At 74.5% G+C, this 12572-nt stretch carries 11 protein-coding genes; 2 read left to right on the top strand and 9 right to left on the bottom strand.

Features of this window, described 5'->3' with window-relative positions; translation table 11 throughout:
• Position 1 precedes the first annotated feature (1 nt).
• The 4 genes from HD593_RS35040 to HD593_RS35025 all read right to left on the bottom strand — a co-directional run bounded on the left by HD593_RS35040 (position 2) and on the right by HD593_RS35025 (position 4456).
• Complete coding sequence (locus HD593_RS35040) at positions 2–2230, bottom strand: FtsX-like permease family protein (protein WP_185106217.1); 2229 nt, start codon at positions 2228–2230, stop codon at positions 2–4.
• The gene (locus HD593_RS35035; RefSeq protein WP_185106216.1) at positions 2227–2922 is read right to left on the bottom strand and encodes an ABC transporter ATP-binding protein; all 696 of its coding nucleotides are present in this window, start codon (positions 2920–2922) and stop codon (positions 2227–2229) included. Before HD593_RS35035 ends, HD593_RS35040 begins: the two co-directional genes overlap by 4 nt.
• Entirely contained in the window at positions 2919–3446 is a 528-nt protein-coding gene (locus HD593_RS35030; RefSeq protein ID WP_185106215.1) for a PadR family transcriptional regulator, read from the bottom strand. Before HD593_RS35030 ends, HD593_RS35035 begins: the two co-directional genes overlap by 4 nt.
• An 89-nt stretch (positions 3447–3535) precedes the next feature.
• Positions 3536–4456 carry an NmrA family NAD(P)-binding protein gene (locus tag HD593_RS35025; protein ID WP_185106214.1) on the bottom strand — a complete coding sequence of 307 codons (921 nt, stop codon included), beginning with the start codon at positions 4454–4456 and terminating at the stop codon, positions 3536–3538.
• Positions 4457–4559: 103 nt separating this feature from the next.
• Here HD593_RS35025 and HD593_RS35020 point away from each other — a divergent pair, with 103 nt between their 5' ends.
• A complete protein-coding gene (locus HD593_RS35020) occupies positions 4560–5132 on the top strand; it encodes a TetR/AcrR family transcriptional regulator (protein WP_185106213.1) in 573 nt (190 codons plus the stop codon).
• A gap of 56 nt (positions 5133–5188) precedes the next feature.
• On the opposite strand, the gene HD593_RS35015 is transcribed toward HD593_RS35020, so the two are convergent.
• From HD593_RS35015 to HD593_RS35005, 3 genes are read right to left on the bottom strand one after another with little or no spacing between them, the layout of a single operon-like run.
• Positions 5189–6478, bottom strand: a complete 1290-nt coding sequence (locus HD593_RS35015) for an FAD-binding oxidoreductase (protein WP_185106212.1) — start codon at positions 6476–6478, stop codon at positions 5189–5191.
• Positions 6479–6489: 11 nt separating this feature from the next.
• A complete protein-coding gene (locus HD593_RS35010) occupies positions 6490–7182 on the bottom strand; it encodes an SDR family oxidoreductase (protein WP_185106211.1) in 693 nt (230 codons plus the stop codon).
• Positions 7176–7628, bottom strand: a complete 453-nt coding sequence (locus HD593_RS35005; protein WP_185106210.1) for a carboxymuconolactone decarboxylase family protein — start codon at positions 7626–7628, stop codon at positions 7176–7178. The genes HD593_RS35010 and HD593_RS35005 overlap by 7 nt, the downstream gene beginning before the upstream one ends.
• Before the next feature lie 122 nt (positions 7629–7750).
• Between HD593_RS35005 and HD593_RS63720 the strand changes: the two genes are divergently transcribed.
• A complete protein-coding gene (locus HD593_RS63720) occupies positions 7751–10558 on the top strand; it encodes an AfsR/SARP family transcriptional regulator (protein WP_185106209.1) in 2808 nt (935 codons plus the stop codon).
• On the opposite strand, the gene HD593_RS34995 is transcribed toward HD593_RS63720, so the two are convergent.
• Positions 10555–10920 (bottom strand): STAS domain-containing protein, encoded by a 366-nt coding sequence (locus HD593_RS34995; protein ID WP_185106208.1) that lies wholly within the window; start codon positions 10918–10920, stop codon positions 10555–10557. The genes HD593_RS63720 and HD593_RS34995 overlap by 4 nt on opposite strands.
• A gap of 98 nt (positions 10921–11018) precedes the next feature.
• Positions 11019–12518, bottom strand: a complete 1500-nt coding sequence (locus HD593_RS34990) for an MFS transporter (RefSeq protein WP_185106207.1) — start codon at positions 12516–12518, stop codon at positions 11019–11021.
• Between the last annotated feature and the right edge of the window lie 54 nt (positions 12519–12572).

Raw genomic sequence — 12572 nt, 5'->3', positions numbered from 1 at the left:
CCTACTCGAAACGCGCGTGGTCCGGCGCGGTCATGCGCCGCAGCAGCGGCACGGCTGTGAGGATCACCAGCAGGGACGCGGCCAGGCCGCCGCCGACGGTCGCGAAGTAGACCGGCCCCGGCACGGCCAGGGACGCGCCCTTCATCGCCAGCGCGCCGATGAACGGCCCCGCCACGCCGAACCCCGCGCCGGCGGCGACGGCGGCGGCCAGGACGAGGGGGAGCGCCGACTCCAGCAGCACCACCGCCGCCAGGGTGCGGGCCGGCGTGCCCGCCAGCCGCAGCAGCGTGAACGGCTGCCTGCGCTCCATCAGCCCGCCGCCGACCGCCACGACCAGGCTGCAGCCGCCGGCGATCAGGGTCAGCGCGACCATCGCCAGCGCCAGGTTCTCCGCCTGCGTGTAGAGCGTCGCCCTGGCCTGCGCGACCTCGGCGAACGTCATCGGCGCGCCGGCGCCGTAGCGGGCCAGCAGCGTGCGAAGCTCCTCCAGCGTGCCCTGGTCGTCCATGCCGACCAGGACGGCCGCCAGGCTGAGGCCGCCGGTGGAGACCGTCTGGCCGGTGGGGGCGGCGAGGGGGAGCAGCTTGTCGACGGTGAGCGGGTTGTCGGCCTCGACGAGCCGCTCGAAGTAGCCCGTCACGGCCTGCGCGCCCGCCGGGCACCGGCCGAGCACGGGGAAGCGTGCCAGGTCCGCGCAGCCGGCGGCGGTCCTGGGCGGCGGAGGGCCGTCGGGCCCGGGAGGCGGGGGATCGCCCGGGAGGGTGTAGATCGGCAGGACGGCGACGCCGGGGTGAGCGCGCAGGCGGGCGAGCAGGTCGGTGGCGGCCTGTGGCGCGAGGCCGCCGGTGCCGGGCTGGTGGGTGAGCGGGGCGCGCAGCACCCCGTTGAGCGCGCCGCCGGCCACCGCCTGCTGCCCCGCGACCACGGCCGGGACGATCCCCGCGATCGCCGTGCCCAGGAACGCCGCCAGCACGAGCCCGCTCACCGACCGGAAGGCCGCCTTCGGGTCGGCCGCCATCCGCTGCGCGGCCAGCAGGGTCGCCGCGCCCCCGGTCACGCGGGCGGCGAGCCGGGCGGCCAGCATCGTCAGCCACGGGCCCGCCAGGATCAAGCCGATCATGATGAGCGCCACGGCCGCACCGGCCAGTAACGCGTCCGGCTCGCGATCGCCGCCCCGGAACACCGGCCCGGCGAACAGCGCCAGCCCCGCCGGCAGCGGGATCACCCGCCACGCCCGGGGCGGGCGCCCGGCGGCCTTCCTGGCCGCGCCCAGCGGGGAGATCCGCACGCGGCGCAGCGACCAGAGCGCCGTGCAGGCCGACAGGACCGGGACGCCGGCGAGCACGGCCGCGTACTGCCAGAGGGCCGGGGTGACCAGCTCGGGGAAGAACCGCGAGCCGGTGACGCGGACCAGGGCCACGGCGGGCCGTACGAGCTGGAACAGCGCGGCGCCGAGCAGCGCGCCCAGGAACGCGCCGAGCGCGGCCTCCACCGCGGCGAGCACGTTGACCTGCCGGGACGTGGCGCCGGCCAGCCGGAACGCGGCGAATCGCGCCTCCCGGCGGGCGGCGGCCAGCCGGGTGGCCGCGTTCACCAGCACCAGAAGCGGGACGAACAGGCCGATGGCGGCCACGGCGAAACCGAACCGGTAGAGGTCGGTGTTGTCGTCGAGCAGGGCCGCGGCGGACGCGGTCTCCACCGTGTCCACCTGCCGCGCCCCCGCCATGGCGGCGACGTCCTGCGGGGTCCGGCCCACCACGACGGCCAGCTCGTCCGGCCCGGACAGCGCGGCCTGGCCGAGGGTTCCGGCGCGGGTCCCGGGGAAGCGGCCGGCCAGGCGTTCGCGCGGCACCGAGTCCAGCAGCCGGGCCAGCGCGGGGGAGACGTAGTACCGGCCCGGGCCGGGCATGCTCGCCAGGCCGGGGATGACCGGGGCCCGCTCGCCGAGCGCGGCGGCGTCCAGGCGCTTGATCGGCTGCCCGGCGTAGTAGTCCAGCCGGTAGCTCCACAGCGCGCCGGCGGCGGTGGTGTCGAGGGCCCAGCCGCTGGGCGCGGTGCCGGCGGTGCACTCCCAGCAGGGCCGTGCGGTGGTGGCCTGGAAGGCGTTGAAGAGGGAGAGCGTGGCCAGCAGCACCGTGACGCCGGCCGCCACCCCGGCCACGATCAGCACCAGCCTGGCCGCGGCCTCCCTGCCGCCGCGCAGCGACAGCCGCAGCCCCAGCGCGATCATCGCGCGGCCCCGGAGCTTTCCCGCTGCTCGGCGAAGGGGTCGGTGACGCGGCCGTCGCGGACGATGACCTCCCGGTCGGCGAAGGAGGCCACCCGGGCGTCGTGGGTCACCACGATCACGGTCGTGCCCTCCTCGCGCGCCAGCCCGACCAGCAGCTCCATGACGTGCTCACCGGTCAGCGAGTCGAGCGCGCCGGTCGGCTCGTCGGCGAACAGCACCCGCGGCCCCGTCACCAGCGCCCTGGCGATCGCCACCCGCTGCGCCTGGCCGCCCGACAGCTCGCTGGTACGCCGCCCGCCCAGCTCTCCCAGCCCCAGCCGCTCCAGCCACTCGCCGGCCCGCCGGTAGGCGTCCCTGCGCCGGGTACGGCCCAGCAACATCGGCAGCGCGACGTTGTCGGCCGCGGTCAGCTCCGGCACGAGCTGCCCGAACTGGAAGACGAACCCGAACGCGGTGCGCCGCAGCTCCGTGCGCCGGGCGTCGCTCATCGTGTCCAGCCGCCGGCCGCGGAACCACACCTCGCCGCTGTCGGGCGTGAAGATCCCGGCCAGGCAGTGCAGCAGCGTCGACTTCCCCGAGCCGCTGGGGCCCATGACCGCCACGATCTCCCCGGCGGCCACCGACAGGCCGGCCTCGCGCAGCGCCGGGGTGCGCCCGTAGGCGCGGCTGAGCTCGCGCGCTTCGATGATCATGACTCGCGCACCAGGGCCGCCAGCGCGCCCAGCCGTGCCTGGGTGACGTCGATCCAGCGCAGGTCCGCCTCCAGATGGAACATGCCGTGGTCGGCCAGCAGCGCGTCGGTCAGCGAGCCGGTGCGCTTGATCTGCGTGAACTCCCGCATGCGCCGCAGGTGCGTGGCCCGCTGCAGGTCGAGGTAGCCGGCCGCGTCCCGGCCCAGCATCAGCGCCAGCACGACCTTGGTGAACAGCACCGTCTGCAGGTACGGCTCCGCCGCCACCGGCTCCGACAGCCACGACTCCACCTCCCGCGTGCCGAGCGGGGTGATGGCGTAACGCTTGCGGTCGGGGCCGTCGCCCGGCTCGCTCTGCCCGGCCGTGACCTTGCCGTCCCTGGCCAGCCGGCCGAGCGTGGAGTACACCTGCCCGAACGGCAGCGGCTTGCCCTGGCCGAAGAACGTGTCGTAGTCGCGCTTCAGGTCGTAGCCGTGACTCGGCTCCCGCTCCAGCAGGCCGAGCAGCGCTAGGGGAACACTCATGATCGCAGACTATACACCGGAGGTATAAACTCGGCGTATAGCTACCCCGCGCGCCTGCCCTGTCCGCCTCCCCGCCCGCCTGCCGCGCCTCAGTGCGCGGCGGTCAGGTACCTGCGTGCCCAGTCGTCGAAGGACGTGAGCGGGATGCCGAGGGCCCGCGCGTACTCCGGCCGGGCGGGCTGGCCCGCCACGTTGAGGAACTCGTGCGAGGTGACGGCGTACTCCGGCATGCCCGCGGCGAGCGCCTCCTCCACGGTCATGGCGGGCGCGGTCAGCGAGGTGCCGAACGCGCGGGAGAGGACCCCGGCGATCTCCGTCATCGCCAGGTGGTCGGAGGCCAGTTCCAGCTCGACCTCGTGGAACCGCTCCGGCGCGGCGAACGCCGCGGCGGCCGCCGCGCCGATGTCGTCCACCGCGACGAGGGAGAGCCGCGTGCCGGGCCGCAGTACGGTCGCCAGGCCGCCCTCGACGCCGCGGGGGAGCAGGTAGGCCACGGACGGGAGGAAGTTCTCCATGAAGAAGCCCGGCTTGATGATCGTCCAGTGGGTGAAGCCGGCCGCGCGTACCAGGTCCTGGGCGCCGGCCTTGGCGGAGTAGGTGGGCTCCATCGCCGACCAGCGGCCTTCGGCCCAGCCGGGAGCCTCGACGTGCCGGCCCGCGCCGGAGACGGACGTGTGCACGAACTGCGGCACGCCCGCGGCCCGCGCGGCTTCGACCAGGTTGGCGGCCTGGGTCAGCTCGCCGGCGAAGTCGAAGGCGCCGTCCCTGATCGGGGGCATCTGAACGGAGAAGACGGCCCGGGCTCCTGCCGCGGCCCTGGTCACGGAGTCGCGGTCGTTCAGGTCGCCGGTGACGAGTTCGGCGCCGAGCGCCTCGATCGCCTTCGCCCGCTCGGTCGCGGGGTCGCGGACCAGGGCCCGGACGGGGGTGCCGGCCGCGAGCAGGGCGCGCGCGGTGGCGCCGCCCTGCTGGCCGGTGGCGCCGGTGACCAGGACAGGTGCGATGGGCATGAGGGATCTCCTGACGTGAGCGTACGCTAAGTGGCGGGGTCCGCCGTTTATCTTCCGGTAAGATACGGCGGACCCCGCCACTTAGCAAACGTGAGGTGATGCCATGCCCGTCCAGCGCGCGGACGCCCGGCGCAACTACGCGCTCCTGCTCACCGTGGCCAAGGACGCGATCGCCGAGTACGGTCCCGACGCGTCCCTGGAGCAGATGGCCCGCACGGCGGGCGTCGGATCGGCCACCCTGCGCCGGCACTTCCCCAGCCGGCAGGCGCTGCTGGAGGCGGTCTTCCGCGACCAGGTCGAGACGCTGTGCGGCCGCGCCCGCGAGCTGACCGCCGCACCCGACGCCCGGGCGGCGCTGCTGGAATGGCTGGGCGCGTTGACTTCGGCCGCCGCGACCATCAGAGGGCTGGCGATCGCGCTGACCCGCGAACGGGCGGCCCGCGACGGCGCGGCGGCGGAGGAGGCCTGCTGCTCCGCCCAGCTCACCGAGGCGGCCGACCCGCTGGTACGCCGCGCCGCTGACGCCGGCGCGCTGACGCCCGGCGTGACCACCGACGACCTGCTCACCCTGGTCACCGGCATCGCCCTGGCCTCGGAACACCACCCGGACCCGGCCGCCGAGGCGGAGCGGCTGCTGCGCCTGACCATCGCGGGGGTCAGCCCGCCTCAGCGGTGAGGCCGGCGTCCGGCACCGTCCGGTAGCCCCCGCCAACGCCATCGGGACGTACGGCCTCAGCCCGTGATCGGGAAGTTGGCGCGCACGACGCCGCCGGGATCGCGCTCACGCTTGATCCGCGCCAGCCGCGCCCTGGCCTCGGGGGGAAAGGCCTGGGCGGCGCTCTCGCCGGGGGCGAGGAAGGTGTACGGTTTGCGTCCGCTGACCGCCTCGCCCAGTTGCGCGATCAGGGCGGCCTGCTTGCCCCGCACCGCCTCGGCCAGGTGCGGCAGCCGCAGCCCGAGCAGGTAGAGCAGGTACGGTTCGCCGAGCGCGCCACCGGGACCGCCGTCCGGCCGCGCCTCGGCCAGTGCGCCCCCCAGGTGCCGGATCTGCACGTTCAGCAGCGGCGCGAGCTCGGCCCCTGCCAGGACGTCGACGGGCAGCTCGGTCAGCAGTTCGGTGCGTGCCAGCATCGGGCTGGGGTCGACGGGCTCGGCGGCGATGGCGCCCAGGTCGGCGACGTCCATGAGGCCACGGCTGTCGGACAGGCTGCCGCCGATCGCCGCCAGCGGAGCCAGCAGTTCCTCCGCCTCGGCCACCTCGCCGAGGAAGGTCACGTCGATGCCGACCGTCGCCGGGGCGGGCGGTGGCGAGACCATCCGGTTGAGCCACAGCGACAGCTCGCGCGGCGCGTCCGCCGTGACGGCCTGGAACGCCTCGAACACCTCGCCGGTGCGCGCGGCAGGCCACACGATGCGACCGCCGTACAGGCTGGGCACCTCGTACAGGCCCAGCTCGACGGCGGTGATGATCCCGTAGTCGCCGCCACCGCCGCGCAGTGCCCAGAACAGGTCGGCGTCGGAGCTCGCGGTGACGCGCACCCGCTCGCCCCCGGCGTCGACGATCTCGAACGCGCACACGGAGTCGGCGGCCCAGCCGTACTTGCGGCCGAACCAGGAGAGGCCCCCACCCGCCACGAACCCGGCGACGGACACCACCGGGCTGCTGCCCGCCGGCCCGGCCAGGCCGTGCTTGCCGGTCGCGGCCAGCACCTGCCCCCACCGCGCGCCCGCACCGGCCCGGACCACCCGCTCGTCCGGGTCGACCGCGATCTCGTCCAGGAGGCCGGTACGCAGCAGGATCGTCCCGTCGACGTCGCCCGAGGCGCCGTGCCCGGACGGCTGGGCGGTGACGGTCAGCCCGGCCTGGCGGGCATAGCGGACCAGTGCCACCACATCGTCGGCATCGGCCGCCTCGGCGACCGCGACCACCTGCTGGCGAACTCCCACGGCCCACGGCGCGGCGGCCCGTTCGAACCCGTCGTCGCCAGGCAGGAACACCTGGCCTCGCATGATTTCACGCATGCATGTCCTCCTCAGAAGGGGATGGGGCCTTCGTCCTGGACGAAGGCGGCGGTGGGGCCGTCGGGGCCGAGCAGCGCCATGGCCACGATCGGCGCGGCGCCCTCCTCGGGGGTCTTGATCCCGGCGCCGTGGTTGATGTCGGTCTTCACCCAGCCCGGGTCGACCGCGTTGACCTTGATCGGGGTGTCCCACAGCTCCTTGGCGTAGGACACGGTGATCATGTTGAGCGCGGCCTTGGACGAGCAGTAGGTGAGGTTGAGCATCGGCCACAGCGGGTGCCGCTGGTCCAGGGCACGGCCGATCGAGCCGCGCTCGCTGGAGACGTTCACGACGCGTCCCGCCGGCGAGCGGCGCAGCAGCGGCAGCATCGCGTTCGTGACCTCGATGACGCCGAACACGTTCGTCTCGTAGATGTGCCGGGCCTGCTCGGCCGTGGCCTGGCTCGGCGGCCCGTCGGGAAGGGTGATCCCCGCGTTGTTGACCAGAATGTCGAGCCTGCCGTACTCCCGCTCGATCCACCCGGCGGCGGCGCGGACGACGGCCGGGTCCGTGACGTCCAGGCGCACGCACGGCAGGCCGAGCCGCTCGGCCGCGGCCTCGTCCCGCACGCCGGCGATCGCGGTGACGCCGCGTTCGGCCAGCAGCCGGACGATCGCCAGGCCGATACCCCTGGTGGCCCCGGTGACGAGCGCGACGCTCACCATGCCGCACCCGCGACCTGCCGGGTGGCGGCGTTCAGCCGGTTCCACAGGTTGACGGTGGCGATCTGCAGCAGCAGGCCGGCCAGCTCCTGCTCGGAGTAGTGGTCGGCGGCCTCGTCCCACACCGCGTCGCCGACCTGGCCGCCGTCGGCCAGCCGGGTGGCCTCCTCGGCCAGGGCGAGCGCGGCGCGCTCGGCGTCGGTGAAGTACGGCGTCTCGCGCCACGCGGCCACGGCGAACAGCCGCTCGTCGCTCTCGCCCTGCTTGCGCAGGTCCTTGGCGTGCATGTCCACGCACACGCTGCACCCGTTGATCTGGCTGGCGCGCAGCAGCACCAGATCCACCGTGGTCTTGGGCAGCCCGGCCTGGTCGGCCGCCTTGCCGAGCGCGAGCAGCGCCTGCATCGCGCCCGGCAGGACCAGGGCGGGGTTCTTCATCCGTGCTTCCATGAGTGACTCCTCAGCAGGGTTGGGGTGACGCCTTCTGCTGACGAGTTTCGGCAAGGGCTCTGATGCGCCGGCTATGCGTGAGCTATGGAACGCCGATATGCCATGACTTGTACGATTCCGGGGTGTCTGCGCGCTTTCTGATCCTGGGGCCCGTGGAGGTCTCGGCCGGCGACCGGCCGTTGCCCGCGCTCGCTCCCCGCCACCGTGCCTTCCTCGGCTATCTGCTGCTGCACGCGGGGCGGGCCCAGAGCGTGGAGCGGTTGACCGAGGCGGTGTGGGGGCCGGCTCCACCGGACACCGCCCGCGCCCAGGTACACGCCGCGCTGGCGGCGATCAGGCGCGTCCTGCGCGCGGCGGGCGCGGCAGACCAGCTCCGGACGAGCGTGGCCGGATACGTGCTCACCACCCGGCCGGGGCAGCTCGACCTGGAAGGCTTCACCGCCCTCGCGACCACCACCGGGGACGATCCACGGCAGACCGCCGAGCGGCTGCGTACGGCGCTGGAGCTGTGGCGCGGACCCGCGCTCGCCGACGTGCAGGCGGACTACGCGCCCGCCGCCCGCGCGAGGCTGGAGGACCGGCGGCTGACCGCCGTCGAACGGCTGGCCGACCTGGAGCTCGCCGCGGGACGGCACGAGGACCTCATCGACCGGCTCGGTGCGGAGCTGGCCGGCCACCCGTTGCGCGAGCGGTTGACCGGGCAGCTCATGCTGGCCCTGCACCGCGCGGGACGGCAGGCCGACGCGCTCTCCGCCGGACGCGGCTACCGGGCCCGGCTGGTGCGTGAGCAGGGCCTGGACCCCGGTCCCGCGTTCCTGGCCGTGGAGGAGGCCGTGCTCCAGGGGGACGCCCGGCTCCAGGGGGACTCCGGGCTCCGGGGGGACTCCGGGCTCCGGGGGGACTCTGGGCTCCGGGGGGACTCCGGCCCGCACGCACGAGCCGCCGGGAGCCCGAAGGGGAAGACCGCGACGTTCCTGCCCTACGACGTCGCCGACTTCGCCGGACGTACCGCCGAGCTGACCCAACTGATCGCCGAGGACGACGCCGTGCCGTCGATCACCGCGATCGACGGCATGGCCGGCATCGGCAAGACCGCCCTCGCGGTGCGCGCGGCCCACCGCCTGGCCGATCACTACCCCGACGGCCGGCTCTTCGTCGATCTCCACGCCCACACGGCGGGCAGACAGCAGATGACCACGTCCGAAGCGCTGGAGGCCCTGCTGCGCCAGCTCGGCATCCGCGCCGAGGCCATCCCCGCCCGGCTGGAGGAGCGCGCCGCGTTGTGGCGAGCCGAACTGGCCGGCCGCCGCGTCCTCGTCGTCCTGGACAACGCCGCTGACTCCGCGCACGTACGCCCCCTGCTTCCCGGCCCCTCCGGCAGCCTCGTCCTCATCACCAGCCGCCGGCGGCTCACCGATCTCGACGGCGTCCGTTCCCTGCCCATGGAGGTGCTGCCCGCCTCCGACGCCACCGACCTCTTCACCCGGATCGTGGGCGAACGCGCCGTCCGGGAGCCGGACGCGGTCGCCGAGGTCCTCCTGCTGTGCGGCTTCCTGCCGCTCGCCGTACGCATCGCCGGGGCCCGGCTCCGGCACCGGCCCCGCTGGAGCGTCGCCTATCTGGCCCAGCGCCTGCGCGACGAACGGCGCAGGCTGTCGGAGCTGGCGACCGCCGAACGCGGCGTGGCGGCCGCGTTCGCCCTGTCCTACCAGCAGCTCGAGGACACCGAACGCCACCTGTTCCGCCTGCTCGGTCTCCACCCCGGCCGGGACGTCGCCCCGCACGCCGCGGCCGCCCTGGCCGGCCTCGACGTCGCCGAGGCCGAGGACACGCTGGAGGCGCTGCTCGACACGCACATGCTCCAGCAGCACGAACCCGGCCGCTACCGCTTCCACGACCTGCTGCGGCAGTACGCGCACGACACCGCCGCCGAAGAGCCACCCCACGAGCGGCACGCCGCCATGGCCAGGCTGCTGGACCACCACCTGAACACCGCCTCCGCGGCCATGGACCTGCTCTATCCCGACAGCGCGCACCGGCGGCCGGCGACCGGCCGCCCGGCGACCCCCTTCCGCGACGCCGCCGAAGCACGCGCCTGGCTGGACGCCGAACGCGGCAATCTCATCCGAACCGCCGCGCACGCCTGCGGCACCGACTGGCCGGCCCACACGGGCCCGCTGGCCACGACCCTCTACCGCTACCTGTACGACCACGCGCTGCACGACGATGCCCGCACCCTGTACGGCAAGGCGCTGGCCGCGGCCCGCCGCCTCGGGGACCTCGCGGGTGAGGGCCGGGCACTGACCGACCTCGGCTGGGTGCACCACCTGCAAGGCGACCACCGGCAGGCGGCGGAGCACTTCGAGCAGGCCCTGGCCGTCGGCCGCACCGCCGACGACCGCCGCGGCCAGGCGCGGGCCCTGACCGGCCTGGGCGATGTACGAGCCGCCGCCGGCGACCACGAGGCCGCGCTCCGCGCGCTGCACCGTGGGCTGGAGTTGTTCCGCGAGCTCGGCGACCGCTTCGGCGAGGCGGTGATCACGGACTACCTCGGCGTCGCACACGAGCGGCAGGGCCGCTTCGCCGAGGCCGCCGACCTGCACCGCGATGCGCTGGAGCTCTTCCGCGCCATCGGCAGCCGAGGCGGGGAAGCCGACGCCCTGCACCACCTCGGCACCGCCTGCCTGCGGCTGGACCGCCCGGCGGAGGCGCACGCGCACCACGGCAACGCGCTGGAGCTGTATCGCCGCTTCGACTACCGGCGCGGCGCGGCCAAGGCACTCAACGGCCTCGCCGCCGCCGCACTGGCCCTCGGCGAAGCCGACCGAGCCCGGCACCTCTACCGTGCTGCCCTCGACGCGGCCGTCGAGATGGGCGACCTCGCGGAGCAGTCCCACGCCCGCGCCGGCCTCTCCAGGCTGGTGCCCTAGATGGAGCGTTCCGATGAGCTCAGCGCGGCGGTGATGGCGTCCTCGACCCGCTCGTGCACCGGGAGGTGCGCCACCACGCCCGTGATCTCGAACAGCCGGGCGGGCAGGGGCTGCACGCCCGCCAGATGCACGACACCGCCGTCCCTCAGGCAGTCCGTGGCGCATTTCAGCAGGACATGCAGTCCGGAGCTGTCCATGAACGGCACTCCGGACAGGTCGAACACCAGCCGTTCCGTAGGGGCCGGGCCGGTCTCCCGGAGGTAGGCCTCGAGGTCGGCCCGGTTGGTGGCGTCCATCTCACCGGTCACCGCGATCACGGTCACCCCGGACAGGTGCTGGTGCGCCAGCGTTAATGGCGGCATCTGCGGAGTCACCGCTTCCGCCGGCAGAATTTGACCATCAATGAAGGATAGACCGCCGGAGTCATCGGCGATATCCCGGTTTTTGCTGGTGTGACGCGTCAGCCGCCGTACCCGTGACCGTGCCGCTGCGCCTGCCCCTGCGCCTGCCCCTGCGCCTGCTCCTGCGCGTGCCCCTGCGCGTGCCCGTGGCCGACGAATGCGGCTGCGGGTTTCCCGCCCGGCACCAGCCCGAGCGCGACGGCCCCGGCGACCCCCGCCACCACGGCGCACAGCGTGAACCCGGCCACGAACCCTCCGGCGCCCGCCGCCCCTGCCGCTCCGGCTGCTCCGGGTGCGAGGCCGGCGGCGGCCACCGTGGACACGACCGCCACCCCGATCGAGCCGCCGAGCTCGTGGAAGGTGTTGATGACCCCGGAGGCCACGCCGTTCTCGCCGGGAGGGATGTTCGCCATGGTCGTCGTGGTGGCCGTCACGAACGCCGGCCCGATGCCCAGCGAGGCCAGCACGAACCCGGGCAGCAGCGTGATGTAGACGCTGGTGCCGGGGGAGACCCGCGCCATCAGCGCCGCCCCCGCCGCGGTCAGCACGAACGCCGCCACCGCCACCGGCCTGCCGCCGACCCGCCCGATGAGGTGGCCGCCGAGCTGCGCGCCGGCCGTGATGGCGACCGCCGCCGGCAGGAAGATCAGCCCGGTCTCCAGCGGGCTGAATCCGAGCACGTGCTGCAGGTAGAGCGTGCTGAGGAAGAACAGGCCCAGCATCAGCCCGGTGGCCACCAGCATCACGAACGTCCCCGAGATCACCGGCCGCCGGGCGAGCGTCGCGGCCCGCATGAGCGGCGACCGTACGGACCGCTCGACGACGACGAACAGCACGTACAGCAGCACCGCCCCGGCCAGCGGCAGCACCGTGCCCGCGGCGGCCCACCCGGCGTCGCCCGCCGTGACCACCCCGTAGATCAGCAACGCCGTCGCCAGCGTCACGACCAGCGCACCGGGCACGTCCACCACCTCACGCCGCCCCGCGGCTGCCGGTACCACGGCGGGTACCGCGGCCAGTACCGCCAGCCCGATCGGCACGTTGACGAAGAACACCCACGCCCATCCGGGCCCCGCCGTCAGCAGCCCGCCGACCAGCACCCCCAGCGCAGCCCCCGTGCCACCGATCGCGGCCCACACGCCGAGCGCGCGTGCCCGCCGCTCGCCGTGGAAGGTGGCGACGATCACCGCCAGCGCCGCCGGCGACAGCAGCGCCGCGCCGACCCCCTGCAGCGCCCGCCCCGCGACGAGCACGGCCCCGCTCCCGGCCAGCCCGCACACCAGCGAGGCCGCCGTGAACACCCCCAGCCCGGCCAGCAGCGTCCCGCGCGCGCCGAACACGTCGGCGAGCCGCCCGCCGAGCACCATGAGCCCGCCGAAGCAGAGCGTGTACGCGGTCACCACCCAGGTCAGCGCCTCCCGGCCGAGCGCCAGGTCGGCGCCGATGGACGGCAGCGCGACCTGCACCACCGTGATGTCGACGATCAGCATGAACTGCGCCAGGCACAGCAGCCCCAGCACGACCCATCCGCCGCCCTTCGGCCTGTGGTGTCGATTCATTCGCAACTCCCTAACTCGAACAGTGGTGTTCAAGTTAACACATGCAAACGGTAC

It is taken from the genome of Nonomuraea rubra, assembly GCF_014207985.1.
Classification (GTDB): Bacteria; Actinomycetota; Actinomycetes; order Streptosporangiales; family Streptosporangiaceae; genus Nonomuraea; species Nonomuraea rubra.
The sequence above is the reverse complement of the archived record's forward strand: the minus strand, read 5'-3'. Positions and strand labels throughout refer to the sequence as shown.

Coding starts and splice junctions, on each gene's coding strand:
- HD593_RS35040 (WP_185106217.1), bottom strand. CDS start 2,230: ATGATCGCGCTGGGGCTGCGGCTGTCGCTGCGCGGCGGCAGGGAGGCC.
- HD593_RS35035 (WP_185106216.1), bottom strand. CDS start 2,922: ATGATCATCGAAGCGCGCGAGCTCAGCCGCGCCTACGGGCGCACCCCG.
- HD593_RS35030 (WP_185106215.1), bottom strand. CDS start 3,446: ATGAGTGTTCCCCTAGCGCTGCTCGGCCTGCTGGAGCGGGAGCCGAGT.
- HD593_RS35025 (WP_185106214.1), bottom strand. CDS start 4,456: ATGCCCATCGCACCTGTCCTGGTCACCGGCGCCACCGGCCAGCAGGGC.
- HD593_RS35020 (WP_185106213.1), top strand. CDS start 4,560: ATGCCCGTCCAGCGCGCGGACGCCCGGCGCAACTACGCGCTCCTGCTC.
- HD593_RS35015 (WP_185106212.1), bottom strand. CDS start 6,478: ATGCGTGAAATCATGCGAGGCCAGGTGTTCCTGCCTGGCGACGACGGG.
- HD593_RS35010 (WP_185106211.1), bottom strand. CDS start 7,182: ATGGTGAGCGTCGCGCTCGTCACCGGGGCCACCAGGGGTATCGGCCTG.
- HD593_RS35005 (WP_185106210.1), bottom strand. CDS start 7,628: ATGGAAGCACGGATGAAGAACCCCGCCCTGGTCCTGCCGGGCGCGATG.
- HD593_RS34995 (WP_185106208.1), bottom strand. CDS start 10,920: ATGCCGCCATTAACGCTGGCGCACCAGCACCTGTCCGGGGTGACCGTG.
- HD593_RS34990 (WP_185106207.1), bottom strand. CDS start 12,518: ATGAATCGACACCACAGGCCGAAGGGCGGCGGATGGGTCGTGCTGGGG.